The 26,345-nt window shown below is 43.6% G+C and carries 31 protein-coding genes and 1 rRNA gene; 9 read left to right on the top strand and 23 right to left on the bottom strand.

The annotated features are described in order from the left end of the window. Both BLL41_RS20185 and BLL41_RS20180 read right to left on the bottom strand, forming a co-directional pair. Window positions 1-82 (bottom strand): 16S ribosomal RNA (locus BLL41_RS20185); the annotation flags it as partial. 229 nt (window positions 83-311) lie between these two features. Next, a complete protein-coding gene (locus BLL41_RS20180) occupies window positions 312-1,196 on the bottom strand; it encodes a nucleotidyltransferase-like protein (RefSeq protein WP_071579219.1) in 885 nt (294 codons plus the stop codon). 207 nt (window positions 1,197-1,403) lie between these two features. On the opposite strand from BLL41_RS20180, the gene BLL41_RS20175 reads away from it, so the two are divergent. Next, window positions 1,404-1,757 carry a YgzB family protein gene (locus BLL41_RS20175; protein WP_014479226.1) on the top strand — a complete coding sequence of 118 codons (354 nt, stop codon included), beginning with the start codon at window positions 1,404-1,406 and terminating at the stop codon, window positions 1,755-1,757. A gap of 34 nt (window positions 1,758-1,791) precedes the next feature. On the opposite strand, the gene perR is transcribed toward BLL41_RS20175, so the two are convergent. Beyond that, on the bottom strand, window positions 1,792-2,229 hold the full coding sequence (gene perR, locus BLL41_RS20170) for a peroxide-responsive transcriptional repressor PerR (RefSeq protein WP_003223285.1): 438 nt from the start codon (window positions 2,227-2,229) through the stop codon (window positions 1,792-1,794). A gap of 132 nt (window positions 2,230-2,361) precedes the next feature. Further along, window positions 2,362-2,835 carry a thioredoxin-dependent thiol peroxidase gene (gene bcp / locus BLL41_RS20165; RefSeq protein WP_071579218.1) on the bottom strand — a complete coding sequence of 158 codons (474 nt, stop codon included), beginning with the start codon at window positions 2,833-2,835 and terminating at the stop codon, window positions 2,362-2,364. Between the two features lie 152 nt (window positions 2,836-2,987). Between bcp and BLL41_RS20160 the strand changes: the two genes are divergently transcribed. After that, window positions 2,988-4,277 (top strand): glutamate-1-semialdehyde 2,1-aminomutase, encoded by a 1,290-nt coding sequence (locus tag BLL41_RS20160; RefSeq protein WP_071579217.1) that lies wholly within the window; start codon window positions 2,988-2,990, stop codon window positions 4,275-4,277. Window positions 4,278-4,496: 219 nt separating this feature from the next. Then, on the top strand, window positions 4,497-5,558 hold the full coding sequence (locus BLL41_RS20155; protein ID WP_071579216.1) for an aromatic acid exporter family protein: 1,062 nt from the start codon (window positions 4,497-4,499) through the stop codon (window positions 5,556-5,558). A 76-nt stretch (window positions 5,559-5,634) separates the two neighbouring features. Here the strand turns inward: BLL41_RS20155 and BLL41_RS20150 are convergent, their stop codons facing one another. From BLL41_RS20150 to fabL, 5 genes are all read right to left on the bottom strand, one after another. After that, window positions 5,635-7,377: an ABC transporter ATP-binding protein gene (locus BLL41_RS20150; protein WP_071579215.1), complete on the bottom strand. Its 1,743-nt coding sequence runs from the start codon at window positions 7,375-7,377 to the stop codon at window positions 5,635-5,637. An 86-nt stretch (window positions 7,378-7,463) separates the two neighbouring features. Continuing rightward, window positions 7,464-7,994 (bottom strand): nucleoside tri-diphosphate phosphatase, encoded by a 531-nt coding sequence (ntdP, locus tag BLL41_RS20145; RefSeq protein WP_003223272.1) that lies wholly within the window; start codon window positions 7,992-7,994, stop codon window positions 7,464-7,466. Window positions 7,995-8,137: 143 nt separating this feature from the next. Beyond that, window positions 8,138-8,398: a YgaB family protein gene (locus BLL41_RS20140; RefSeq protein ID WP_003242708.1), complete on the bottom strand. Its 261-nt coding sequence runs from the start codon at window positions 8,396-8,398 to the stop codon at window positions 8,138-8,140. A gap of 172 nt (window positions 8,399-8,570) precedes the next feature. Continuing rightward, the gene (sspE, locus tag BLL41_RS20135; protein ID WP_003233541.1) at window positions 8,571-8,825 is read right to left on the bottom strand and encodes a gamma type acid-soluble spore protein SspE; all 255 of its coding nucleotides are present in this window, start codon (window positions 8,823-8,825) and stop codon (window positions 8,571-8,573) included. Between the two features lie 68 nt (window positions 8,826-8,893). Then, on the bottom strand, window positions 8,894-9,646 hold the full coding sequence (gene fabL / locus BLL41_RS20130) for an enoyl-[acyl-carrier-protein] reductase FabL (protein ID WP_003223262.1): 753 nt from the start codon (window positions 9,644-9,646) through the stop codon (window positions 8,894-8,896). 81 nt (window positions 9,647-9,727) lie between these two features. Here fabL and BLL41_RS20125 point away from each other — a divergent pair, with 81 nt between their 5' ends. Continuing rightward, complete coding sequence (locus BLL41_RS20125; RefSeq protein WP_014663276.1) at window positions 9,728-9,952, top strand: hypothetical protein; 225 nt, start codon at window positions 9,728-9,730, stop codon at window positions 9,950-9,952. A 7-nt stretch (window positions 9,953-9,959) separates the two neighbouring features. Here the strand turns inward: BLL41_RS20125 and mutY are convergent, their stop codons facing one another. After that, a complete protein-coding gene (gene mutY, locus BLL41_RS20120; RefSeq protein WP_071579214.1) occupies window positions 9,960-11,069 on the bottom strand; it encodes an A/G-specific adenine glycosylase in 1,110 nt (369 codons plus the stop codon). Window positions 11,070-11,284: 215 nt separating this feature from the next. Here mutY and BLL41_RS20115 point away from each other — a divergent pair, with 215 nt between their 5' ends. Next, on the top strand, window positions 11,285-12,268 hold the full coding sequence (locus tag BLL41_RS20115) for a metal-dependent hydrolase (RefSeq protein WP_071579213.1): 984 nt from the start codon (window positions 11,285-11,287) through the stop codon (window positions 12,266-12,268). On the opposite strand, the gene BLL41_RS20110 is transcribed toward BLL41_RS20115, so the two are convergent. The 6 genes from BLL41_RS20110 to BLL41_RS20085 form a co-directional block, all read right to left on the bottom strand. Continuing rightward, window positions 12,261-14,846: a YfhO family protein gene (locus tag BLL41_RS20110; protein WP_071579212.1), complete on the bottom strand. Its 2,586-nt coding sequence runs from the start codon at window positions 14,844-14,846 to the stop codon at window positions 12,261-12,263. The genes BLL41_RS20115 and BLL41_RS20110 overlap by 8 nt on opposite strands. A 71-nt stretch (window positions 14,847-14,917) precedes the next feature. Further along, window positions 14,918-15,907: a glycosyltransferase family 2 protein gene (locus BLL41_RS20105; protein ID WP_071579211.1), complete on the bottom strand. Its 990-nt coding sequence runs from the start codon at window positions 15,905-15,907 to the stop codon at window positions 14,918-14,920. Between the two features lie 231 nt (window positions 15,908-16,138). Next, window positions 16,139-16,999: an alpha/beta fold hydrolase gene (locus tag BLL41_RS20100; RefSeq protein WP_071579210.1), complete on the bottom strand. Its 861-nt coding sequence runs from the start codon at window positions 16,997-16,999 to the stop codon at window positions 16,139-16,141. After that, the gene (locus BLL41_RS20095) at window positions 16,986-17,318 is read right to left on the bottom strand and encodes an SdpI family protein (protein WP_071579209.1); all 333 of its coding nucleotides are present in this window, start codon (window positions 17,316-17,318) and stop codon (window positions 16,986-16,988) included. The genes BLL41_RS20100 and BLL41_RS20095 overlap by 14 nt, the downstream gene beginning before the upstream one ends. 83 nt (window positions 17,319-17,401) lie before the next feature. Further along, window positions 17,402-17,920 (bottom strand): SH3 domain-containing protein, encoded by a 519-nt coding sequence (locus tag BLL41_RS20090; RefSeq protein WP_071579208.1) that lies wholly within the window; start codon window positions 17,918-17,920, stop codon window positions 17,402-17,404. 116 nt (window positions 17,921-18,036) lie between these two features. After that, window positions 18,037-18,306: a YfhJ family protein gene (locus BLL41_RS20085; RefSeq protein ID WP_014663267.1), complete on the bottom strand. Its 270-nt coding sequence runs from the start codon at window positions 18,304-18,306 to the stop codon at window positions 18,037-18,039. 124 nt (window positions 18,307-18,430) lie between these two features. Here BLL41_RS20085 and BLL41_RS20080 point away from each other — a divergent pair, with 124 nt between their 5' ends. Further along, the gene (locus BLL41_RS20080; protein WP_003223241.1) at window positions 18,431-18,583 is read left to right on the top strand and encodes a small, acid-soluble spore protein K; all 153 of its coding nucleotides are present in this window, start codon (window positions 18,431-18,433) and stop codon (window positions 18,581-18,583) included. Window positions 18,584-18,614: 31 nt separating this feature from the next. On the opposite strand, the gene BLL41_RS20075 is transcribed toward BLL41_RS20080, so the two are convergent. The 3 genes from BLL41_RS20075 to recX form a co-directional block, all read right to left on the bottom strand. Next, a complete protein-coding gene (locus BLL41_RS20075) occupies window positions 18,615-19,808 on the bottom strand; it encodes an MFS transporter (RefSeq protein ID WP_083428088.1) in 1,194 nt (397 codons plus the stop codon). A 143-nt stretch (window positions 19,809-19,951) separates the two neighbouring features. Next, the gene (locus tag BLL41_RS20065; RefSeq protein WP_071579206.1) at window positions 19,952-20,266 is read right to left on the bottom strand and encodes a YfhH family protein; all 315 of its coding nucleotides are present in this window, start codon (window positions 20,264-20,266) and stop codon (window positions 19,952-19,954) included. A gap of 8 nt (window positions 20,267-20,274) precedes the next feature. Then, window positions 20,275-21,066, bottom strand: a complete 792-nt coding sequence (gene recX / locus BLL41_RS20060; RefSeq protein WP_071579205.1) for a recombination regulator RecX — start codon at window positions 21,064-21,066, stop codon at window positions 20,275-20,277. A gap of 88 nt (window positions 21,067-21,154) precedes the next feature. Between recX and BLL41_RS20055 the strand changes: the two genes are divergently transcribed. From BLL41_RS20055 to BLL41_RS20045, 3 genes are all read left to right on the top strand, one after another. Then, entirely contained in the window at window positions 21,155-22,066 is a 912-nt protein-coding gene (locus tag BLL41_RS20055) for a TIGR01777 family oxidoreductase (RefSeq protein ID WP_071579204.1), read from the top strand. Between the two features lie 54 nt (window positions 22,067-22,120). Continuing rightward, entirely contained in the window at window positions 22,121-22,231 is a 111-nt protein-coding gene (locus BLL41_RS20050) for a YfhE family protein (RefSeq protein WP_003223230.1), read from the top strand. A gap of 66 nt (window positions 22,232-22,297) precedes the next feature. Next, window positions 22,298-22,489, top strand: a complete 192-nt coding sequence (locus BLL41_RS20045) for a YfhD family protein (RefSeq protein ID WP_071579203.1) — start codon at window positions 22,298-22,300, stop codon at window positions 22,487-22,489. Between the two features lie 37 nt (window positions 22,490-22,526). On the opposite strand, the gene BLL41_RS20040 is transcribed toward BLL41_RS20045, so the two are convergent. From BLL41_RS20040 to BLL41_RS20025, 4 genes are all read right to left on the bottom strand, one after another. Then, complete coding sequence (locus tag BLL41_RS20040) at window positions 22,527-23,111, bottom strand: nitroreductase family protein (RefSeq protein WP_071579202.1); 585 nt, start codon at window positions 23,109-23,111, stop codon at window positions 22,527-22,529. Between the two features lie 87 nt (window positions 23,112-23,198). Next, window positions 23,199-24,080 (bottom strand): PhzF family phenazine biosynthesis isomerase, encoded by an 882-nt coding sequence (locus BLL41_RS20035; protein WP_071579201.1) that lies wholly within the window; start codon window positions 24,078-24,080, stop codon window positions 23,199-23,201. Window positions 24,081-24,193: 113 nt separating this feature from the next. Then, a complete protein-coding gene (locus BLL41_RS20030; RefSeq protein WP_071579200.1) occupies window positions 24,194-25,225 on the bottom strand; it encodes a FecCD family ABC transporter permease in 1,032 nt (343 codons plus the stop codon). After that, on the bottom strand, window positions 25,222-26,223 hold the full coding sequence (locus tag BLL41_RS20025) for a FecCD family ABC transporter permease (RefSeq protein WP_071579199.1): 1,002 nt from the start codon (window positions 26,221-26,223) through the stop codon (window positions 25,222-25,224). The genes BLL41_RS20030 and BLL41_RS20025 overlap by 4 nt, the downstream gene beginning before the upstream one ends. Between the last annotated feature and the right edge of the window lie 122 nt (window positions 26,224-26,345).

Below are 26,345 nucleotides of genomic sequence, written 5' to 3'. Positions count from 1 at the left end.
AGCTCCCATCTGTCCGCTCGACTTGCATGTATTAGGCACGCCGCCAGCGTTCGTCCTGAGCCAGGATCAAACTCTCCGATAAAGTAGTTTGACTGACTACGCACATCGCTGTGCGATTTATAAAAATATGAATTAACAGGTACGTTTTGTCTTGTTTAGTTTTCAAAGATCATTTTCACTTCTTGTTGAAGCGACTTTATTAATATAACATTTCGACTTTCTTTTGTCAAATGTTTTTTTGGTTTATTTCTCCGCCGCTGTGAGCTTATTTTCTCAGAAGCGCATCAGCGACGTTTAATAATATAACACGGTCAAGAATCAGAGTCAACACCTTTTTTAAAAGAATATCCTCGGTGATAGACAGCCTGTCCTTTCGTTTCTATTTGGCAGACGTTGATAAGTCCCTTTTCTGTCAAGTAATCAAGCATAACGCCAAGATCCTGGGTAAAGTGCTTTAGGTCATGATGTTGAAGAAGCTCACCGAATTGCCAAATGTCTTTTTCTTTCATTACTTCGAAAAGATGCGCCGAACCGATCTCAGCTTTGGAGTGGATGAGAAAATCATTTGCTAAGAATAATAATTCTAGTCTTTTTTCCAAGCTCTCGTGACTTTCAATCAGCTCGGAATATAATTTGTACACTTGGGGCTCCATCTGGCGCACTTGGCTCCACACCGTGGTTTCGGGATGAAATCCTCTGTCGATTACTTCAATACGTGCTAAATGATGCAGCGCATGAACAACGGCGTTATAGGCATCTAAAAATTGATTGGCTTCAAAAAAAGCTTTTCCTTCAACATACCTTCTGATTAATTTGCCGTATTCGAGTCCGATCTTCAGTTTGCGTTCGGCAAACGGAAATGTATTCAGCCTGTCAATCAGTTCAACAACGTATTCATTACGGTCAAACAGGACTCTTCCATTTACAATCCAATCTATGATTCTTCTATTTGTTCCAAGCAAAATCCATTCTTCAATCTGAGAAGCTGTTACCACATGCAAAGAAGCTGTTTTATGATCAAATTCATAATGCTTTATAAAAACTGGCTCATCAGCATCCTTTACAATCACCAGCAAAGCTGCGTCAAAGTTATCTGTTAAGGAAGATGTTTTGTTTCTTCTCTCAATCATAATGACAGCCAATGTATTGGGGTGACTTGCTCTTTCTTGGTAAATTGGACGGAGAAGATTTTCCATCACTATTCCTCCAATGCAATTGTTCAAATTTTTTTATTCTCTATTTGATTCAATTCTATGGTTAAAACGAATTTCCTTTTTTCTAAACACATTGAACTATTATAAACAATTTCACAGTAAGTCTCCATAAGTAAATTCCAGTTCAACCGAAAACATGAAGAAAATCCCATCGGGTTTGTGCTATAGTTAAATCAGAGGGGGATGGACATGGCGAAATACTCCAGCAAAATTAATAAAATCAGAACATTCGCGTTAAGTTTGGTTTTCGTTGGGTTTATCATTATGTACATCGGTATCTTTTTCAAAGAGTCAGTTTTGCTTTCTAGTTTGTTTATGATACTTGGGCTTTTATCCATCGGTCTTAGCACGGTAGTTTACTTTTGGATCGGAATGCTTTCGACCAAAGCGGTTCGCGTCATTTGTCCAGGCTGTGATAAAGAGACAAAGGTTTTAGGAAGAGTCGATATGTGCATGCATTGCCGAGAGCCGCTGACTTTAGATAAGGGATTAGAAGGAAAAGAATTTGATGAGTCTTATAATAAAAAGAAAATGTCGAAATAAAATAAGCTGACCGTTTCGTGCGGTCAGCTTATTTTTAATGATTTTCTTTTTTCGAACACTCTTGGCAGACGCCATAAATTTCTAAACGGTGGTGGCTTACCTTGAAACCCGTGACGTGAGCAGCAAGCTGCTCAACTTCGTCAAGGCCCGGGTAATGGAAGTCCACAATTTTCCCGCAGTTTTCGCAAATCGCGTGATAGTGATCGGATGTGACAAAATCGAATCTGCTGGAAGCATCACCGTATGTGAGCTCTTTTACCAAACCTGATTCTCGGAACACACGCAAATTGTTATATACCGTCGCTACGCTCATGTTAGGAAATTTCCCTTCCAGAGCTTTATATATATCGTCCGCTGTTGGATGAGCCATAGAGTTAACGAGATATTCCAGAATCGCATGACGTTGAGGAGTAATGCGAACTCCGGTTTCCTTCAACGTTTCTAAGGCTTCTTTTAGTTCATGTGCAGCCATCCGTCATGCACCTCTCTTCTAAAAAAAATTCTTACATTGTAATGTTTATAATTAGTGTAACTCTTTCTACGATAATTTGTCAATTGATATCAGGGTAAAAGTAAGCATACCATTTGAGGCTGATAGACGAATTTACTTTTCCGACATATCTTTGAGGGTTTGAAGCGCTTCGGCTACATGGTCTTTCACTTTTACCTTTCTCCATTCTTTAACGATACGGCCTTCTTTATCAATTAAAAAAGTGGAGCGCTCGATTCCCATATATTCTTTTCCGAAGTTTTTCTTCAGCTTCCACACATCAAACGCTTCCGCCAGCTTATGCTCATCATCAACAAGAAGCAGAAATGGAAGGTTATGCTTCTCTTTAAATTTTCCGTGTTTTTCCTGGCTGTCCGGGCTGACACCGATAATGACGGCATCCAGTTCACTGAAGCTTTCGTGATTGTCCCGAAAATCGCAGGCTTCCGTTGTACACCCTGGTGTCATGTCCTTTGGATAAAAATAAAGAACGATGTACTTTCCTTTATAATCCGATAATTTTACTGTTTCCCCATGATCACCTTTTAACTCAAGATCAGGCACTTTTTGTCCGATTTCTATAGTCATTACGTTACCTCCGGATGTTTTTTTATTAAGCGTATCCAATTCTTGTCCAGATTACAACCATCTCAGCTGCATCTGAAGCCTGAAGCCATTGTTCTTGTTCGGAAGCATGCTACAATAGAAAGGACGCATGGAGATATAGGAGGTTTTTATTCTTGCATACAAAATCAATTGAACTTCACAATGAGGCATTAGAGCACATTGTCGGCGGTGTAAACAGCCCGTCTAGATCATATAAAGCAGTCGGCGGCGGTTCTCCCGTTGCAATGGAGAAAGCAAGCGGCGCTTATTTTTGGGATGTGGACGGCAACAAATACATCGATTATTTAGCGGCGTACGGTCCGATTATTACAGGACATGCCCACCCGCATATTACAGAAGCGATAAAAAAAGCGGCAGAGAACGGTGTATTGTATGGAACTCCGACGAAACACGAGGTTACATTTGCAAAGATGCTCAAAGAAGCCATTCCCGCTATGGACAAAGTAAGATTCGTCAATTCGGGAACAGAAGCCGTTATGACGACCATCCGCGTGGCTCGCGCATATACAGGCCGGACAAAAATTATTAAATTTGCAGGCTGCTATCACGGGCATTCGGACCTTGTGCTTGTCGCTGCAGGCTCCGGCCCGTCCACTCTCGGCACTCCGGACTCAGCCGGTGTACCAAAAAGCATTGCAAATGAAGTGATCACTGTGCCATTTAATGATATCGACAGCTATAAAGCGGCACTTGATAAATGGGGCAATGAAATCGCGGCGGTTCTCGTTGAACCGATTGTTGGCAACTTCGGTATCGTTGAGCCGAAAGAAGGTTTCTTAGAAAAAGTAAATGAATTGACGCACAATGCAGGCGCTCTCGTTATTTACGATGAAGTCATTACGGCTTTCCGCTTTATGTATGGCGGCGCACAGGATCTCTTACAGGTGAAACCGGATTTAACAGCACTCGGAAAAATTATCGGCGGCGGACTTCCGATTGGCGCCTATGGCGGCAAAAAAGAAATCATGGAGCAGGTAGCTCCGCTAGGGCCTGCTTATCAGGCGGGAACAATGGCAGGGAACCCCGCTTCCATCTTATCAGGCATCGCTTGCCTGGAAGTGCTCAAAGAGGAAGGCGTGTATGATAAGCTTGATCGCCTTGGCGCAATGCTGGAGGAAGGCATTTTGCAGCATGCAGAAACACATGGCATTACTATTACGGTCAACCGGTTAAAAGGTGCGCTCACGGTATATTTCTCTGATGAGAAAGTCGAAAATTACGAGCAGGCTGAACGGAGTGACGGAGAAACATTCGCTAAGTTTTTCAAGCTGATGCTGGAACGCGGAATTAATTTAGCACCTTCTAAGTATGAAGCCTGGTTTATCACAACAGCACATACAGAGCAGGATATTAAAGACACGCTTGAGGCGGTCGAGGATGCTTTTAAACATCTTAAAAACTAGAATCTGACACCTTGGACAGGAGCATTGAGCTCCTGTTTTTTTATGGATTCAAACAGCGTGTAAGATTTTGGTCTTTTTCTAGAAAAATAGCTTGAATATTTGTATCGATCCCTGTATATTACTTAATTGTTTAGCAAATAAACTAACCGGGAATTTTAAGGATTAGCCCATTTGCTATGTCACACAATTTACTATAGAAAGGAATGCACGCACAAACCAATGAAACTTGGTGCCCGCATTTTCAAAACCGGGATTGCGATTACACTTGCTCTTTATTTGGCTTCGTGGATCGGGCTTCCCGCGCCGATTTTCGCTGGAATTGCAGCGATATTTGCGATCCAGCCGTCGATTTACCGCTCTTTTCTCATTATTATTGATCAGGTTCAGGCAAATATTATCGGAGCTGTGATTGCCACAGTGTTCGGCCTTATTTTTGGACCCAGTCCGATTATGATCGGGTTGACAGCAGTTATTGTCATTACAATCATGCTGAAACTTAAAATTGAACATACCATTTCGATTGCACTTGTAACAGTTATTGCGATATTAGAATCCGCCGGTGACGACTTTTTAATGTTCGCACTGGTCAGAACAAGCACAGTCATTTTAGGGGTGCTTTCTTCTTTTATTGTCAACCTTGTATTTTTACCCCCTAAATATGAAACAAAGCTGATTCATAATACCGTCGAAAACACCGAAGAAATTATGAAGTGGATCAGGCTGATCATGCGGCAGTCAACAGAGCATTCGATTTTGAAAGAGGATATTGAAAAACTGAAAGAAAAAATGATCAAGCTTGATCAGACATATCTTCTATATAAAGAAGAAAGAAGTTACTTTAAGAAAACGACTTATGTAAAATCAAGAAAGCTCGTCCTGTTCAGACAGGCCATTATTACTGCGAATCGAGCACTTGATACACTGAAGAAGCTGCATCGTCTGGAAAACGACATCTATCATATGCCTGAAGAGTTTCAGGAAACATTGACTGAAGAACTCGATTATCTGCTTTACTGGCACGAACGGATTTTGATGAGGTTTGTCGGCAAAATCAAGCCGCATGATGATACGGATGAAGAAGGCATCCAGTATAAGCAGCTTTTAACAAAGTCCTTTTTAAAAAATCAGCAAAATACGGATGAGGAGCTTATTGATTACAACATGCTCAATATAATGGCAAGCGCCGTGGAATATCGCGAGCAGCTTGAACATTTGGAAACACTTATCACAAGTTTTCAAACGTATCATCCGAAAGACTGCGAAATTGAAACAGAAGAGTAACCCGGTTAAACAGCCGGGTTTTTTTATATACAAAAAAATCTTATATCCTTCGTTAAAAGGATATAAGATTGATGTTTTAGTTCAAATTTTGAATGGTAAATAAGTGCTTGTACTGGCTGTCATAGTCCATGAGTTCATCATGGGTTCCGGTTTCAATAATTGTGCCGTTTTCCATCACAACAATCTTATCAGCATGTGTGATTGTCGATAAACGGTGGGCGACAACAAAAGTTGTTCTATCCTTCGCCAGTTTGTCCATCGCTTCTTGAATGTAATGCTCACTTTCCAAATCCAGAGCTGATGTCGCTTCATCTAAAATGAGGAGCGGCGGATTTTTCAGGAATACCCGCGCAATGGAGATCCGCTGCTTTTGTCCGCCTGAAAGCTTAACGCCTCGTTCTCCCACCTTGGTCTCATATCCTTCTGGAAAACCCATGATAAATTCATGGGCATTTGCAGCTTTGGCGGCTTCAATAATCTCTTCAAGAGTGGCATCAGGTTTGCCGATTGCGATATTTTCCCGAATCGTTTCACTAAATAAAAAGGTATCCTGAAGCACCATGCCAACCTGGTTGCGAAGGCTTCTTGCTTCATAATCACGTATATCCTTCCCGTCAATCAGCAGTCTACCGCTTGAAACATCATAAAATCTCGGGATCAGGCTTACGAGCGTTGATTTTCCTCCTCCGCTCATGCCGACGAGAGCTACAGTTTCCCCTTTATTTACTTTTAAAGATACATCGTGAAGAATATTTTCTTTGTTCTTCTCATATTGAAACGAAACGTTTTGAAACTCCACTCCTCCGCGAATCTGATCGGCCTTTATCGCATTTGGTTTGTCAGTGAGTTCATAGGGCTCGTCAATAAATTCAAACACCCTGTCCATTGATGCGATTGACTGTGTCAAGGTTGTAGAGGAATTGATCAGTCTTCTAACCGGATTGTACATTCTGTCAATATATCCGACAAACGCGACCATTGTTCCGACTGTCAGCGGTCCGTTAATGACAAAATAGCCGGCGCACGCAATGACGATGAGAGGCGCCAAGTCCGTAATGGTATTAACGACTGCAAAGGTTTTGGCGTTCCAATTCGTGTGGCGGATGGCCTTATCTAAGAAATGACCGTTTTTCTCATTAAATTGAGCCTGTTCATGATCTTCTATCGCAAAGCTTCTGATGACAGGCATGCCTTGAATGCGTTCGTGCAAATGCCCCTGCACTTGAGCAAGCGCCTGTGAGCGCTCCCTTGTCAGCTTTCGTAAACGGCCGTAAAAATACTTCACTGATATTCCGTATAATGGGAATAATACGATAGAGATCAGCGTTAATTTAACGTCCAGTGTGAGCATGATAGAGATTACAATCAAAATTGTCAGCATATCGAGCCATATATTCATCAGGCCTGTAATGACAAAATCCTTTGTTTGTTCCACATCATTGATCACTCGGGAAATGACTTCCCCTGTTCGCGTATTCGCGTAAAAACGAAGACTCAGTTTTTGTATATGGTCAAACAGCTTGGCTCTTATATCGTAGAGCACCTTGCTGGCTGTCCACTGGGCAAAATATTGCCGATAATATTCAACAGGCGGGCGCAAAATTAAAAATAAGGCGAACATGATCGCCATAATGGTGAACAATGACGTTGTTTTGTCACTAGCCGTGCCGCCTCCTTGAATAATGTCGTCAACTACGTACTTCAGAAGCAATGGGAGAGCAAGCGGAATGGAGAATTTTACAATCCCGATTAATACTGTAACGAAAATTTGCTTCTTATAAGGTTTGACGAATTGCATGTAGCGTTTCATAACCCCCACGCTGATTCCCCCTCTCTCTTGATCATGATGTGTGTGAGCCCATGTGAAAAACCTGTTGTACCCCGCAACAGGTTTTTACGTAACCATTATTTTGTATAGCGCAAATACCGTTCATACCACATATCGACAAACTCGGGCGCAAACGGTCCCTGACGCTGGTGAATCCAATGGAGCAGCGTGTTTAAGTAGTCTCTTAATATACTGTCGATTTCTTTTGGATAATTCATGGCTTTCCGGTGATCATCATATTCGTCTTCATCAAGAATATTGTAGGTCATATCAGGGAAAACCTTAACATCTAAGTCATAATCGATATATTTAATTGCTTCGCCATCATAGGCAAACGGAGAACTGATGTTGCAATAATAGTGAACCCCGTCTTCCCTCAGCATCCCGATGACATTAAACCATTGTCTTGCGTGAAAATAACAGATTGCGGGCTCTCTGGTTATCCATGTCCGGCCGTCTGATTCGGTTACCATCGTCCGGTCATTGGCCCCGATGACACACATTTCTGTACTTTTTAAGATTGTTGTCTCATTCCAAATTCTATGAATCAGCCCGTTGTGCTTATAGCTGTGAATTTGAATGGTTTCTCCTTCCTTGGGATAGCCCATATTTCTCCCCTACTTTCTATAAAGCCCTACAGTTAGTATGTCCAAATTTGCTTACCGACAACGTCTTTTACCTATTATAACGTTACAATTTGAAAAATGAAAATAAAAGAGCCATTCCGGCCGGGGAATGGCACATTCCTGCACTACACAAAGGAAGACGGCTTTTCTGAGCTGCGGTAAGAACGAATGACCTGCTCTGTCTGCTTTTGAAACATATCCTGTATATCGGCAAGGTGTTTCCGTTTTACCGCAATTTCAGCCTGAATCCCCCTCAGCCTTGCATCCCTTTCCAAATGCCGGAGTTCCGCTTCAATTTGTTTGCAGCGGTCGAGCTCTGATTGGAGATCGAGAAGCTTATCCATCGTTTTCATCTGTTCACTTACCAGCTTTTCAAATTCCGTCATCGGTTCCTCCTTCAGCCTGGTGAAAGTATAAACGTTTCCTCCTTTAATCATTTCGATCTCCATAAAGCAAACCCTTTGACTCATTCTGTAGACCTTCCACAAGTTTTGTCGTTTTTCAAACAGAAAAAAGCACTTTCACCCGAAGATGAAGTGCTTTTTTCTGTTTCAGTGATTAGCTGTTTTGTTGTTTGTTTTGTTCAGCAGATTGGTTTTGTTGTCTTACCTGCTGTGCGTCAGTTTCACTAGCGAATTCAGTGCCGAATTGACCTTGTTGGCCAGCTGATTGCTGGTTTTGTTTTCTGACTTGCTGAGCGTTTGTTTCGCTAGCAAATTCAGTGCCGAATTGACCTTGACCAGCAGCTGATTGTTGGTTTTGTTTTCTAACTTGTTGAGCGTTTGTTTTGCTGAAATTATTTGAGTTAGCCATTGTTATCACCTCCACGGTCATTAGAATGTGCAGGTGATCGTATAGCTATTCCTCTTTTTTAAAAATTTTTAAACGAGCAGTGAGCGTCCGCCGTCAACGATAATAGTCTGTCCGCGGATCATGTCAGCCTTGGAAGACACTAGAAACTCAACAGTATCAACCATGTCTTTAATTTCGACCATGCGTCCTGCCGGCGTGTTTTGGCGCGCATCCTCAAGCAGATCTTCTCTATTCGGGAAGTGTTTCAGCGCATCTGTGTCGATCGCTCCGCCTGAAACAGCATTGACGATAATTTGTTTTGGTGATAGCTCAACCGCAAGATAACGTGTTAAAGCCTCTAACGCTGCTTTTGATACACCAACCGTGGTGTAGTTTTCAAGATAGCGGATAGAGCCTAATGAACTGATGCTGACAATATGCCCGCCTCCGTTCTTCTCCATTAGCTTGGCAGCTTCCTGAGCGCAGAATAACAACGCTTTCGCATTAATGTTCATTGTCCAGTCCCAGTGTGTTTCTTCTAGTTCCATGACAGGTCTCAGAACGCCTGAAGCGGCATTATTGACAAAAACATCAAGTCTGCCGAACGTTTCATCAATTTGCTGAAACATTTCTTTGATTTTTGCTGGCTGTCCTACGTTTGCTTTTACGACAAGCACTTTAACACCAAGCTTTTCGATTTCTTCCGCTGTTTCTAGTGCTGCTTTTTTGCTGCGGGCATAGTTAATGACGATGTTATAGCCGTTCTCAGCAAGTCTGATTGCGGCCGCTTTTCCGACACCGCGGCTGCTTCCTGTTACGAGTGCACATTTATTTTGTTCCATTTTTCCTCATCTCCTTGTAGCGTATAGTTCTTTTATTTCCACAAACAATAATGGCAAGAACTTTTAAGGGGGTCTTCTGTTATGTATGTCGGACGTGATATGAGCGAATTGAGCATGGTTTCCAAAAAAGATTGGAAGAACAGTGAACTCGCTTATTTTCATCATGCCTTTCAGCAAATTATGCCTTATTTGAACGAAGAAGGCCAATCAAAATACCGGGAATTAACGCAAGAAATTGAAGCGCGCGGCGGAATGAAGCGCAATGAAGCGGACTACAGCCACGGCACGCGCGTCTCTTACGATTAAGAATGGTTTACGGAGCAGCCGAGTATGAGGCTGCTTCCACTGCCATTTTCCAGATTTTTTGATGTGACACCGGGAACGCAAATTGTTCGAGCTCTTCTTTCGTTACTTTTTTCAGCTCGGCGGTATCCGACACTTGTTTTACTTTACCGAAAAACACAGAAATATTCCATACCAGGTGGGTGAATACGTGCTCGACTACACCTTGCAGATCACTGATATCAGCTTGTATCCCATATTCGTTTTCTAAAAATGCAATGAGCTGTTCACGCTCAGTTTTGATCCCTTTTTGGGTTTCAAGATTAGGGAATTCCCACAGGTTGGCGAGCAAACCTTTAGACGGCCGTTTGTGGATATACACTTGTCCGTCTTCATCGGTCAGTACGATCGCGGCCATTGTTTTAATCCCGGGCTTTTTCTTTTTGCTTTTGACCGGAAGCTCCCGTTCAGTGCCTTCTTCAAATGCTGAGCAATGCTGCTGAACCGGGCATAGCAGGCATGAAGGTGATTTTGGCGTACAGATCAAGGCTCCAAGCTCCATCAAGCCTTGATTAAATTCCGAAGGTTTTTCTTTGGAAATAAAAGCTCGTATAGCGTCTTCAAAGATTGTTCTTGTTTTTGGTTTGGCGATATCATCCCAAATAGAAAGAATTCTGGACATGACACGCATCACATTTCCGTCAACCGCGGGAATTGGTTTATTGTAGGCTATACTTAGCACCGCTCCCTTTGTATAAGGGCCGACGCCTTTTAACCCGCCAAACTCTTTCTCGTCTGGAGGGACAATGCCGCCGTATTCCTGCTTTACTTCTTTTACCGCGCTTTGCAGGTTTCTGACTCGCGAATAATAGCCGAGCCCTTCCCATGCTTTCAGCACCTTTTCTTCATCTGCATCAGCGAGCGCTTCCACTGTCGGGAATTGTTCCACAAACCGCAGATAGTAAGGAATCACAGTCTCTACTCTCGTTTGCTGCAGCATCACTTCAGATACCCACACTTTATACGGATCTTGGTCCTCTCTCCACGGCAGAACGCGCTGCTCCCGTTCAAACCATGAGATTAAATCATCACGAAATTGCTGTATGTCTTTTTGTTTTAATTTGTCTTCAAGTACGTTCATATGTGTTTCTCCCCAGTCTTTCGCGCCCCGCTTTTCTTTAGACTGTTTTTTGTTGTACACTAAGGGCACAGTACGATAATATGTTACATTAAATAGTAGTAAAGAAAAAGCGGAAACATATGAGAACGATTGAATCAGTTTTAAAATTGGGTATATGAAAATGGGGAATTTCTTACAAAGTGAATGTGCAGGATCATCCTGCAAGGAGGTCACCTATGGATACGGGCACACATGTCGTTATGGGCATCGCACTGGGCGGTATTGCGACGCTTGATCCCGTTGTCGCATCAGATCCGGCAATGGCTCACGCTGTTATGATCGCAACGCTTGCGGGCTCTCAGGCTCCGGATATTGATACTGTGTTAAAGCTTAAAAACAATGCTGTTTATATAAGGAATCACAGAGGATTTACCCATTCAATTCCCGCCGTTTTGTTTTGGTCTGTCATCATCCCGGCGATTCTGTATTTATTTTATCCTCAGGCCAATTTTCTGCACCTGTGGCTGTGGACGCTGCTGGCAGTCGTTCTGCATGTCTTTGTTGATATATTCAACGCCTATGGGACACAAGCCATTCGTCCGTTTTCGAAAAAATGGGTTGCGCTTGGGCTGATTAATACGTTTGATCCGTTTATTTTTATCAGCCATCTGGCAGCTATTGCGATTTGGTATGCTGGCGGCAATCCCGGCATCACGTTTCTCAGCTTATATATCATATTGGCAGGCTATTATTTGGTGCGCCTGATCATGCAGCTGAGAATTAAACGGAAGCTTCATGAGATGATTCATGATGAGATCGAAAGCATTATTATTTCTCCAACGATGAAATTCAGGCAATGGCGAATCGCAGTGACTACAGCACATGCTTTCTATGTAGGAAGAAGCATGGAAGGACATGTAGTGATTCTGGATACATTTAATCGGGTGCCTGTTCCTGAAACCGATGTAATGCATGCGGCAAAGCAGGATGATAACATCGCGGCGTTTCTGTCCTTTTCTCCGGTTTACCGGTGGGAAGTGGATACGTTTAAAGATCATTATGAGGTGAGATTTATCGACCTGCGTTATCGGAGCAAAGGCCATTATCCGTTTGTCGCAATTGTTCATATCGGCCATGATCTCACGATTCGTTCGTCCTATACGGGATGGATATTCAGCGAAGAAAAACTACAGAAAAAATTAAAGCTCGGCTCTATATAGAGCCGGGCTTTTTACGTCTTATATATAAAACAGCAAGCAGCAGACTGACAAGAGATATGATCGCCGATATATTGAAGTATGGCGGATAGTAAGTCAGCTCAATGTGATTGTCTCCCTTTTGCGCCTTGAAGCCTATAAAAGCATAATCCGCTTTTTCGATCTTTTGTGTGTTTCCGTTGATCTTCAGCTCCCAGCCTTTTTCATATGGGACCGGAAGCATGATGTACTGGTCTTTTGACAGATGATATGCAAAAGTCAGTTGATTTTTGTTCCAACTCAGTTTGTCTGCTTTCTCTGTTTTATGTTGCAATACAGCGTTTTTCAGCGTTTCATAATTTTCTTCATAGAGCGCTATATTTCTCAGCTCATAGGTCCCTTTCGGAAGATGGATTGAGATATGGCCTGATTTAGGCACTCTTACCGTTATATTATTTACTCCGGTTTTATATATCGATTTGTTCGATTTCCTTGTTGTGACATAATCATTTACCTTTAACGTAAATCCTTTGTCTTTTGCTTTGCTTTTCAAATAAAAGCTGACATAGTAGTCTCCCGGAGTGGATGATGGCTGTTTCGGGGTGATGATCAGTTCTCCTCCGTTTTCTCCAGTTATGGTGAGCAGCCCGTTTTGATACTGGGCTTGTTTTACGGTGATGTCCGACTTGGTGATCAAATTGGCCGGTTTTGGTGTCTGCTCGGTTTTTCCAGATGGATCTTTTAATATGATTCCTTTCAGCATCGCCTGTTCTTTCGCAAGAGCGGGCAATTGGTCCAGCTCACTTTCGCTGTATATGGCATCCGCTGTTTTGATGAATGGAAGCATGTACTGATTCTCATAAACCGCATAATGCTCTGTTTCTAATTGCTTTTTGAAGCCGTACGGGACGCTGGCTGCGTTTGTTTTTTCGGTCATATAATATTTGCCGTAAAGCAGGCTGTATAAATTCGCCCTGTCTCCCAATGACGCATAACGGCTGACGCTTTCCCTGCCCATATCGATGCTTAAATCATTCCAATAGAAGGCCAGCAGATCTTTATTTAAAATGCTGGAATATGCGCTGAAGCCATTAAATCCGTAAATGATTGGCGTATTATTGCGGACACCGTTCATCCAGTCGATTCTCATGAGCGGATCATTGTCTTCCTTTTGTAAACGTCTGATGAGCTCAGATGACTCTTGCCCTCTGTATTCCTCACTTGTAAGATATTCTCTTGTCACACTTTCCAGATCGCCGCCTTCTGAGAGTGCGTATTTTTGATAGAAGTTGGCGACAAACAGCGAAGAAAGAATGATGATACCGTACACAGCCGCTTTTGCCTGTTTTTTCGCAAAAGCTGCAGCAAACAAGGCTGCGATTGTCATGAGTAAGAGTAAGAGAATGCTTTCATTCGCAGGCTTCCATATATCGAGCTTATACCTTTGGATATGATACAAGTAAAGAAGCAGGACGACAGCTATGGCCGGGAGCAGTTCTTTTCGTTTCAGTTCAGACAGCTGTGACAAACCAGCCGCCGCTGCTCCCGCAATGGTAAAGGCCAAAACATATTCAAACCGGTTTTGCGGGGCGGAAAAGCCGTTAAAGACGCTTGCCGCATACGGACTGAAATGAAAAAGAATAAACAGCAGGCTCAATCCGGCAAAAAGACGAAACACACGGTTTTTGTAAAAAGACATCATAAACAAAAACAGCAGAAAAGCGGCCGGCACAATGATGATCCGGCTCGAAAATAAGATATTATCATCGAAATTGAGCCACTCAATTTTCTGGCTGTATGGAGGGCGCAGGTTGTTTAAATAACCGTATACCACCGGCACAAACACCGCCGCACTGATGCCAAAAGAAATGAGGCCCGAAACCAGAAATAATCTGCATTGAATCCATCTTTTCACTTCATCCTGTTCCAGTCTGATCAGCCATCTGAACAGCACATAGATTCCGACGAATATAAGGTTTATGTATGCAAAGTAAAAATTGTTGATGAACGTCAGCGAACACGCAACAATAAACCATCCCGGACGCCGCTCTCTAATGATTTTTTCTGTGCCGAGCACAAGCAGCGGAAGCCAAACCATTGTATCGGTAAAAAATTCCCAATACGCTTCGTGACGGAAATAAATAATCGAGACGCCGTATAACACGCCCCCCGTAAACGATGCCGCCCTGTGCTTGAGAAGATAGTGAAAAACAGCAGCGGATGTAAAGATGATCAAGCTCAATTTGAAAATACTGATAAAAACAGCTGACTCTGCCCAAAAAAGCGTATCCGCTTCTCCGATAAACTGAAGGGCTTGAAGCAGCCAGACAACGGCGGACACAGCAAGAAATAGAAAAGAAGCAGAAAAATAATAGCCGAGCTGACTGAATGTGCCGCCGCCAAGTCCGAATGAATAATTGTAGAAAAAATTCCCGTGTGTATATTGGTCAAATAATAATTTTTTAAATACGATCATTTGCGCAAGCCCGTCACCCGGACCTGTCATATACCTGCCTTCTGCCCATTCTTTCACAAAAAAGGCGTGTGCCACAGCGGACACCAGCAGACTGGCCGCATAGATCATGACATGTTTTCTTTTCATATAAATTCTCCAGTCTTGCTTTTAAGATGATAGACACGCAAAAAAAGCACTGCCAATGACGCTTGGTGATTTCAGTGCATTTTTGTCAGACGCCGCACGCTTTTTAATTCGTTCGTTTCAGGCAGGTCTTTGTTTGGGATATTCGCTTCTTTGATCAAATAATGAGGCCGTTTTTTTGTTTCATAATAAATTCGGCCAATATATTCGCCTATGATCCCAAGGCTTAACAGCTGTACTCCGCCGAGAAATAACACAGCTGAGATAATTGTAAAATACCCAGGCACAGAAATACCGTTAGTCAGAATTTTAACGAATGTGGCAATGATATAAACGATGGAAAGCAGCAAGATGAAAATGCCGGTGTAAAAACATAATCTCAGCGGCTTATGATTAAATGAAACGACGCCGTCCATGCCGTAATTAAACAGACTGCTGAACGACCATTTGGATGTGCCGTTTTTTCGTTCGACATTTTCATAAAACACAATTTTCTGATCAAAGCCGATCCAGCAAAAAAGGCCTTTTGAGAAGCGGTTTCCTTCGCTCAGCTTCAAAAGAGCATTCACAGCTTGGCGGCTTAACAATCTGAAGTCACCCACACCATCACGCAAATCGACTTCCACCGCTTTATTAATGAACTTGTAATACATTGATGATAAGAATGAGCGGACAAAGCCGTCCCCTTTTCTGTTCCTTTGGGCAATGACCTGGTCATACCCTTCTTCGTAGCCTTTGATAAATTCCTTCAGCAAATATGTCGGATGCTGCAGATCGGCATCCATTACAATTACCGCCTCGCCCTGAACATGCTCAAAGCCCGCCAAAATCGCGGCTTCTTTTCCAAAGTTTCGAGAAAAAGATATATATTTTACCCGGCTGCACGTCACTGCCAAGTCTTTGATCTGCTGAAGCGTGTCATCAACACTTCCGTCGTTTATGAAGAATATTTCATAGTCATAATGAATGTTTTTAAATTCCTTTTTTAAAGATTCATGAATGAGTTTGACATTATACCCTTCATTGTAAGACGGGATAATAATCGAGATTAATCCTTGCTTCATTAAGGCACCTTCTTTTTATTATTCTTTTTAAGTATTGCCTTAGGGGAGTTTTACACAAATCTTCAGTAAGGCTATTCCTTTTTTTAAAGTCGTTTAAACCTGTTTTTTGTTACAATTTTATAGTGACATTCATGATTTTTAATGTTATTTTGTCATGTTTAAAACAGACTATGAAAAAAACGCACAGAAAAAGTCTGCCATTATGACAGACGAATGAAGAGAAGTTCAAACTTATTGGTTCTTCAGATATTCCAAAATCAGCTGATTGACGATGGCTGGTTTTTCGTGGTTAATCCAATGAGAAGCTTCATCTACAAAGATGAGATGACCATTCGGGCATTGCTTTACCGTCTCTTTCGCAAGCTTTCTGCTCAAAAAGCGGTCTTCCATTCCCCAGATCATCCGGTAAGGTGCTGTTTCGTAAGGCGGTTTCTCTGCAAGACTTCCTTTTCTGAGGGCTCTGTACCAGTTCAGCATAGCTGTCAGTGCACCCGGCTGTTTCCACGCTTCTTTGTACCTGCTGACATCATCGGACGAAAAAATCTCGGGACGGGTCGATAATCCAATCGCTTTGTCTAATGTTTCATAATCATTTTCCCTTAGTGATGCCTCCGGTATGTCTGGCAGCTGAAAGAATGCAATATACGAGCTTTTTAGCCACTGCGGCGGATAAAGCGGTGTTACGGTTTTCATGACGTGCGGGTGCGGGATGTTGATCGCGATCAGCTTTTCAAGATATTCCGGGCGTGTGGAAGCCAAATGCCAGGCGACAGCCCCTCCCCAGTCATGCCCAATGATAATTGCTTTTTCATCAGTGAATTGCGTAATAAGTCCGATGATATCATCTCTTAATGTATCAATCCGGTACGAATCAATTCCTTCCGGTTTGTCACTGAGATTGTAGCCCCGCTGATCAGGAGCAATGACCCGGTAACCCGCATCAGCAAGCGGTTTGATTTGATTTTTCCAGCCGTACCAAAACTCAGGAAATCCATGAAGCATGACAAGTAACGGGCCGTCTTCCGGTCCTGCGCTTGCCACATGGAGCGTGATTCCGTTTGTATTGACAAACTGGCATTTAACTCCGTCCACTTCTATCTCCTCCTTGACTGTGCGTCATGGTTTTCAGTCTTTTTTCCGTTAGCATAAATATGATGACACAAGCGGCAATCAGCAGGATTAGCTGAAGAATGATCAAGCTTGATCCCAGCAGCCATCCCATTCCCGCAATAACCAATCCTGACAGGATCATTAATGTTGTACTGTAACGGTTCGCTTCATTCCATAATCTTTGATCTGACATTGAGCGTCTTGTTCTATATCCGTACACACTGTTGATGGATTTGGGAGGAAACTGTTTGATCAGTATGCCCGCAATGATCATAAGCCCTCCGCTGACTAAACCAGCCATATTATCATCTCCTTTCTCATTGTTACGTGCAGAAAGAAGAAATGTTTCACGCATAGACAAAAAGACAAGCCTCAGCCTGCCTTTTATCGCATTTGTAAATCCTTTGTGTGAATATAGCCTATAATACCGCCATAATCCACGAACGCCCAAGTGAAGTCAAATCCTCCGTTTTCACTAAATCCCCACCCGAGTATTGTCACCTCTGTTCCGGATGAGAGCTGCTTAGTTTTTCCGTTTTCGGGCGTCGGTGTATAGAAGGCTGTCTGTTTCGTTGTTTTCGCTTGGCTTGCGGTTTTCATTAAAAAGTGGGTTGAAATATATGCTTTCTTTCCTTTGAAATGAATTTGAGCCCAATCGGCATTTACGAACCCATCGACTGTTACCTTTTGTTCTGATGATACAGTGCCGAGAATTTCACCTTCATGATTTGGCTCAGTCCGGACATTCAGTTTTCCCGCTTTTATGATGTAAGTATCGGATGATGGCATGCTGACAGATATGTCGTGAAGGGGCGCAGCTTTTGCTGCGGGAGCGGAGTGAAGTGCTGTCAAGCCCATTCCTATGGCAGCTGTTAAAGCGAGCATTACTTGTTTCTTTTTCATTTAAAGCTCCTCCTCGCATTTGACAAGATATAAGTGGTATTCCCTGATTGACAGGCCGGCGAAACATGTTTTATGTAAAAAAATGAAAAAACCTGCCGGTCGTTAACGGCAGGTTTTTAATGCAAAAGGCCTCTGCTTTGATGTAAGTAATCATTCACGTCGTTACGGGAGCTTTGAAAAAGGTGGAGCTGGCCTCCATAGTTTTCGATCCATTGTGTGACGATTTTTTCAGTCATTTTTTCACCCTGATAGGCGTGTCCGGCTTTTGCATAGGTTGCTTCAAAATCGCTCCATAGCAATTCCACCCATGTTTTCGCCTGTATATAGCTGATCATATCGTTCTTTTCCAGAAGCAGATTCGTCAGTTTCTCAATGTACATATTCATGTGTGCAGTCTCCTTTCTTCAGGAAAAAAATAACGCTTTATTACGTGGTGTTCTCCATATACTAACCTTACGTCTTCATCTGGAAAGACGCAACTTTTTGATCTCGAACCTAGGGGGATATGACATGGTCCGGAATAAAGAAAAAGGATTTCCTTACGAAAACGAAAACAAATTTCAGGGTGAACCGAGAGCAAAGGACGACTATGCTTCAAAGCGTGCTGACGGATCCATCAATCAGCATCCTCAAGAAAGAATGAGAGCCTCTGGCAAACGGTAAAGAAGAACAGCTGCATACACTGCAGCTGTTTTTACCCTTTATTGACTTGATATTCGTAGACGCTCTTCTTTTCTGATAAGTGTGCGAAGGTAGAAAGCACAAGTCCGCATGCGGTCATAAGCGCGCCGCCTGCAAACAGCCAGGAATAAGAGCCAGTTCCGCTTAAAATCATTCCGCCGATCCATGCACCAAGGGCATTGGCAAGGTTAAATGCTGATACGCTGACAGCTGCGGCAATGGTTGTGCCACCCTCAGATGAGGAAATGACCTTTGTTTGCAGCAGAGGCGGCGTACCGAATGCGCATGCCCCGAATAGGAACGTGGCCACAATGGCTGCAGCCGGGTAAATGGCGATGTACGGAAATACAGCCAGAACACCAATTAAACCGATCATTACCCCGATCATCGTCCGAGTCAGCAGAGGTAGCGGTACTTTTCCCGCAAAGAAATTCCCTGCAACGCCTCCCAAACCATACGCAAAGAGAGCGCCTGTAATGCCAACCGTGCTGAATCCGGCTGAATGTCTCAAGATCGGTTCGATAAAGGTGTAGGCGATAAAGACACCGGAATAACCCAAAATGGTAATCGCGAAGGAAAACAGCACTTGTTTGTGTTTAAAAACCCCCCACTCATTCATAAGCATGGGGATCACTTTTGGTTTTCTGTTTGGCACGGCAGCCATAAGGCCTAAAAATCCGATGACACCAAGTGCCGTAATGATGGAAAACACCGCTCTCCAATTCAGGACATCTCCGAGATAAGACCCGAATGGAACACCAAGCATTAGAGCTACTGTCAGTCCGCCGTTCATTGAAGCAGCGGCTGCAGCGCGCTTTTCAGGCGGAACCATTTCACTGGCGAAGACCATGGCAATCGCGAAGAAAGCGCCGTGAATGGACGCAGATAAAATTCTTGAGACGGCCAGCACCGCAAAATTCGGTGCCAGTGCGCTCATCAGGTTTGAAAGGATAAAAATCGCCATCAGCCCAAGAAGCACAGGCTTTCTCGGGAGCTTGACGGAAATGATGGTGACGAGCGGTCCTGTCAAACAGACGCTTGCCGCGTAAGCCGTGACAAGAAGCCCTGCAGATGAAACCTGTATATGAAAGTCATTGGCAATCGACGTCAAAATACCCATCACCGCGTATTCTGTATAGCCGATTGAAAATGTACAAATCATAAGAACAAATATAATAAATTTTACAGATGGGTTTTTGATACTCAACGTCATCGCCTCCTTTGATATTAAAAAACAACGAGTTCCATACTAAAAGATTTTTGAAGTGAATTCAATGATTTTTTCTTTAAGACTTCGTGTAAATGTGCTGCACAAAAAAAGAGGCTGATGATCAGCCTCCCTGTTACAATTTATTCTTTTTCTTTCAAAACTGAGATTGGCAGCGCTTCCTCTTGCTTAGGAGAAGAGGTTCTGTATCCCCATGCGAAAACGCCATTTAAATAACTGATGGTAAACTCGTCCTCAGTGCCTTCAACACGATACGTTTCTCCCGGTGAGTAATCTTCCGGGTTCAGCAAATATGCTTTTGCCATCGTAATTTTCCGTTCGAGCACTGCCAGTTCGTTTATAATTCCATGCTGTTCGGCTTTTCTTGCTTTTTCAGAAAGTAATGCGATTTCGGTATTGAGTTCATGCGGTGTCATTTGACTGTATCGTTTCTCCATTTTTTCAGCTACTCCTCTTCGTGCAAAAATTGCTCGATTAAATCGAGTGAGAATCCTTTTCGGAATAAAAATTGTTTGACCTTCATGGCGCTTTCATAGGAGCCGTCGTAGCGGTATTTTCTAAACGCCTTTTCTGCTTGAATGCGCAGCGCTTCTTTCTCTGTGTCTTCATCATTTTCATATTCAATCTGCTCTAGCGCAGCACTGATAACATCAAATGAGAAACCCTTGCGCTGAAGCTGCATCTGGGCGCGCTGTTTGAGTTCTTTTGTCGAAAGCTTTTTATCTTTTTTGAGAAGCTTTTCAACATGCTTGACCGCTTCTCTTGTCTGATCTTCAAAGGAAAAGGAACTTAGCGCCTCCTTAATTGTATCGTCATCAATTCCCTTCGCTCTCAGCTCTCTGAACAAAACATCAGGGCCTTTTCCGTTCGTTTTTTTGTGGGTGCTGACATAGGCTGCGGCAAATTCCTGGTCGTTTAAGTACTTGTAATCGTTGAGCTTATGGATGACTTCCGCAATGACGGGTGGCGAGGTTTCTTTTTTCTTCAAGTGGTCCTCGACCTCTTTCGTTGACCGCATTCGATAGGATAAAAATTCAAGCGCGCGGTTGAAGCCTTTCTTCACTTCATCGCCGTATTGAATCTCAATGATGTCAAGATCATCAAGTTCTTTTCCCTTCTTGAGCTCAAATTTCACGAGCACATCTGCGTCCACGCTGAAGGCGTATTTATCATCCAGAAAAATATTGAAGCGTTCCGTATTCTTTTTTTGCGTTGATATTTTTGTAATAAACGGCATCTTAATCTCCCTTCTCAGGCCTGAAACGCGTTTTCTTTTATTAAAATGAGGTAAAGTATATTTATTAGAACGATGAGGAGAGATGTTCATGAATATCGCAATGACGGGCGGAACCGGTTTTCTCGGCCAGCATCTGACAGGCGTTCTTACCCGCCAGGGACACCATGTTTATATTTTATCAAGAAACGCACGGGAAACTGAACAAAAAAATATGACATATGTCCAATGGCTGACGGAAGGAGCCGCCCCGGAGCAGGAACTTCCTCATATTGATGTATGGATAAATCTTGCGGGAAAATCGATTTTTGGCCGCTGGACAGAAAAATCGAAGCAGCACATTCTCTCCAGCCGTATCAATGCGACGCGTGAAGTGCAGCGGCTTATTCGTAAACAGAAGGAGAAGCCGAAGACATTGATCCAAGCCAGTGCTGTGGGTATTTACGGCACAAGCCTTGAGAAAACTTTCACAGAGGATTCTGTAACGTCAGATGAGGATTTTCTCAGCCATACTGCACACCTATGGGAAAAGGAAGGACAGAGTATTGAGGCGATGGGCATCAGGACGGTTTATGCGAGATTTGGCGTGATGCTTGGAGAAAAAGGCGCTCTACCGCTTATGGTTCTCCCCTATAAGTTACTGGCCGGCGGAACGATCGGAACCGGCAGACAGTGGCTGTCATGGATTCATGTCGAAGACGCGGCCCAGATGATCCGATATGCTGTGGAAAACGCCCGCATCTCTGGCCCAATGAATGTCACCGCGCCCAATCCTGTGGAAATGAAACAATTCGGCAAAACGATTGCACGGGTGAAGCACCGCCCGCACTGGCTCCCCGTCCCAGAATTCTTTTTATCAAAAGCATTGGGTGAAATGAGTCTTTTGATTGTAAAAGGACAGCGCGCTCTTCCTAAAAAAGCGGTCACCTTTGGATTTCGTTTTACATATTCGGATCTTGCTTTCGCACTCTTACAGCTGATAACGGACCGAAAAACTGTATAAAAACAGCAGGAAGCGTCAACCTTAAGTATAACATGGTTGAAGGAGGTCCTTTTTATGGAAAAAAAGAGGGAGAAGCACCAGCAAGGCGCCAACCTGAAAAAAATGCAGGAAGTTCTTTATTCAGGCGAATTTAAAAAAGCGGAAAAAGCTGCTAAGCGGAAGTAGGAATACATAGCCCCTTAAAACCAAATACTATCTTTGTTTGATATCACTTTTTAGGGGGAATTTGATATGGGCAGAAATCATATCCACAAAAACCGTGATAAAAACAAACAAAAGCTTCCACAAGTTCCCGATGCATTAAAAAGGGAAACTGATGGCGTTTACGAAGAATATTCAACCGAGCTTGCTGATGCAAATGACCGCGAAGCGCAAGAGCGTGCGAAAGCAGCCGACAACAGAGCGAAAAAGAAATCTCGTTAATAAAAAACCCTTGTCTCCGTTTGAGACAAGGGGTTTTTTACAGTTCAGTGAACCGTTCACGGATTGGTGTGCGTTTTTTCACTTCCGGCGACTCGTCAGGATAACCCGTTTGTATGATGGCGGCGAATCGTTCATTATCCTGTAAACCAAAGGCCTGATGGACTTCTTTGTCGTATAGGATTTTTCCGCTTTTCCAAACCATGCCGATGCCTTTTTCCCAAGCAAGAAGCTGAAGGTTTTGAATCAATGAGCTTGTTGCCGCAAAATCGTCGTCTCGCGCTCTTTCGTTTTCATCTTCCTGAAACACGACGAGCAGAAAACCCGGAACGCGCCCAAGTGTGTTTTTGAAATTTTGAAGCTTTTCCTCTGTCATATCCGGCTTGGATTTCTTAGAGAACGCTGCAAATGTATTGATGAGGTTCGCTTTACCTGTCTCACTGGAAACGTAAATAAATCTCCATGGCTCTGTCACTCTGTGATTTGGCGCATATTTTGCCGTTTCAAGCATGTCAAGAATGACTTCAGCAGGTACTGGATCTTGTTTAAACTTTCGAATTGATCTTCTGCTGCGTATGATGTCCCGCAGTTCTGAGTGCTGATGTATTTGTTCGGTTTGAGGCATACCGTCTCACCTTCCTAAGTAATTGAAAATGATTATCATTTCATAATAATAACGGAAAGTGCATCTTGTTGTAAACCATCATCCGTATTAGATTTTAAGAATACGGGTTTCTGAGTAAACGGCCGTTCCTGTCATATTCACTTTCACATGGCCGCCCGCTTCGTTCATTTCGATTTCGACTTTTCCATCCTTTCCGATTTCCTGCCCTTGTTCAATGATAAATTTATGCTGCTCGGTATTTCCATAATATTTCATATAAGCCCCCATCACGCCAGATGCTGTGCCGGTCACTGGGTCTTCAATTGTTCCCGAATACGGGGATGAAAAGTGGCGTCCGTGCAGGTCGCTGTCGGGATGAACGGTTTCAAAGGTAAACGGATGGACTGAAGCTTTTGGCAGATCAACTAACACTTCCGGAAATTGTTTGTTATCTGGCACCATCTTTTTGGAGGCCTCTAATGATTTAAGCGGTACGATGGCTGTCCATATGCCAGTGCTGCCAAACACAATCGGAAGGTCTTTATGAAAATCTTCTTCGGTGATTCCCAGTGCGTCCGCAAGTTTTTCCCGATCGCCTGTAAATGGTTTGAATTGCGGGGAGGCCTGTTCAAGCGTAATATGAATGCGGCCATCTTTTTCAGAAATCTTCACAGGCAGGATACCGGCCTTCGTTTGGATGCTGTACGTTTTACCGCTCCCCAGCATTCCTTTCTCACATAATGCGTAAAGAGAAGCAACTGTAGCATGGCCGCACAAATTCATTTCATGTCCAGGAGTAAAGTAACGGAGTTCAAGATCGGCCGACTCGCTTTTTCGGATAAAGGAGGTTTCTGAATACCCGGCGCGCTCGGCAATGATCTGCATCTCGTTTTCAGTAAAATCGTCTCCCTGCAATACGACGCCTGCGGGGTTTCCTTTGCCGGGACTGCTTGTAAATGCTTCATATTTTAATACCTCTGCTTCTTTCATTCATCTGCCGCCCTTTCTTTATCAATGTCTCTGTCAGTATAGCAAAAATAATTACGAATCTTCAGTCATTATCAAAAAACCCATTTTCTTTTTTAAGAAAATGGGTTTAACGATCAAGAGTTTCTTGTTTTATAGAGCAAATAAATAAAATAAGGGGCGCCGATAGCCGCTGTAAAGACGCCGGCCGGCACTTCCACCGGAGCAAATAAGGTTCTGCCGACGATATCAGCTGTTAAAACGAGCAGAGCTCCAATAAGTGCCGACGCTGGGAGCAGCGCGCCATAAGATGAGCCGACAAGCCGTCTTGCAATATGGGGCGCCATCAGCCCGACAAAACCGATTGTGCCGGCAACTGAAACTGCACAACCTGTAAGAGCCGTACTCAAAAGGAGCAAGAAAAAACGATTTCGCTGCACAGCGCTTCCTGCACCCGCCGCAATATCTTCACCCAGCACCTGTATATTCATATTTTTTAGCGCGACAAAACAAATAAATAAGAGAATGACAGATAAGATAATAGCTATTTTTACATGCTGCCAGTTTGACCCATAAACTGACCCAGTAATATATACATTGGCTTGTGATGCCCGGTAAATCGGACCTTTGATCATCAGCAGGGTAGTCATCGCCTGCGCCGACATAGAAAATCCGATTCCGATAAGCACCAGCCGAAATGTGGAGGCACCATTTTTATATGCCAGTAAATAGACGATGAGCCCGACAGCCGAGGCGCCGATAAATGCGGCCGCTGGAAGCCATGACAGACTGATCGTCAGTGAACTGCTGCGGTCTGAGAAGAACATCATTAAAAGTACGACAGCTACCGCCGCTCCTCCCGTTATTCCGATAATATCCGGAGATGCGAGAGGGTTTCTGACGAGCCCCTGCAATATTGCGCCTGCCGCCGCCAAACAGACGCCGGCGCATAAAGCCGTCAAAATTCTTGGCATGCGAAACGACATGATCATCAGTTCATCCAGCTTGGAACCTGCACCAAAGAATGTTTTTGCTACATCCCAGGGAGGAATAAACCTTTGTCCAAGACCGGCGCTTATCATGAGGACAGCAGCTGTTAATCCCAGTAAAACCAAAAAGACGATCCATCCTTTCTTTTCAGCCGCAGTAACGCCAAAACGAAGTTTCATAGCTTCGCCCCCCTTCTTGCGATGTACACAAACACAGGCATTCCGATGATGGCGGTCATGACCCCGACAGGAACTTCCTGAGGCATAATGATATATCGCGCACCGATGTCCGCGGAAACAAGCAAAATGGCACCCAAAACAGCGGAAAACGGCAGAACCCAGCGATAATCATTACCGACGACGAATCGGGCAAAATGCGGAATAATGATGCCGATAAAGGAAATCGGCCCGGCAATGGCGACAGCAGATCCTGCTAGCAAGACAACACAAAGCGCCATCACGAATTTCAGCAGGCCCGTTTTTTGGCCGAGTCCTTTTGCCACATCTTCTCCCATCACGAGGAGATTAATTTTTTGGCCGAGAAAAAAGCAGATTACCAGCGCTGCCGCTGCATATGGAAACATCGTCATCAGCAGATCCAGACTCCTGCCCTGCACAGAGCCAGTCAGCCAAAAAAGCACCTGGGCAAGCTCAAGTTCATTGACAGACAGCAAGCCTTGCGTCAGAGAAGAAAACATGGCTGCCATGGCAGCACCCGCCAGCGTCAATTTGATTGGTGTCAGCCCTTCCCTCCCAAGCGAGCCTGCTGCATAGACGATCACAGCGGTAAATGCTGCCCCGAGAAACGAGCTCCATACTAGTGCCTGAGGTGATTGAATATGCAGAAAAAACGATCCGGCAACAATAAAAAAGCCGGCACCGGCGTTAATTCCGAAAATTCCCGGTGACGCAAGCGGATTTTTTGTGAGCGCCTGCATGAGAGCGCCCGCGGCTGCAAGCGAGGCGCCGACGACTGTGGCAACCAAAGCACGCGGAAGCCTGACGTCCTTGATGATGACATGCTCATTTGTTCCGTTGAAGGAATGAAACGCTTGATAGACCTGTCCCCATGACGTACCTGTATAGCCGTACACAACACTTGCGCAGACAGCTGCCAGTAAAATGAAAATCAGACATAATAACATAATCCATTTTGAAGATGCCTTTTTGCAGATCATGATCTCATTCTCCCAGTTATTTACTATGTATTGTTTGTTTTTGAGAATAATCCTCAATTAGGGATTGACACCCCCAACACTGCTTATTATGATCTAAATGATAATGAATTTCAATATCGGGA

Source organism: Bacillus sp. FMQ74 (assembly GCF_001875785.1).
Lineage (GTDB): Bacteria > Bacillota > Bacilli > Bacillales > Bacillaceae > Bacillus > Bacillus stercoris.
This window is presented reverse-complemented; position numbering and strand designations above follow the sequence as displayed.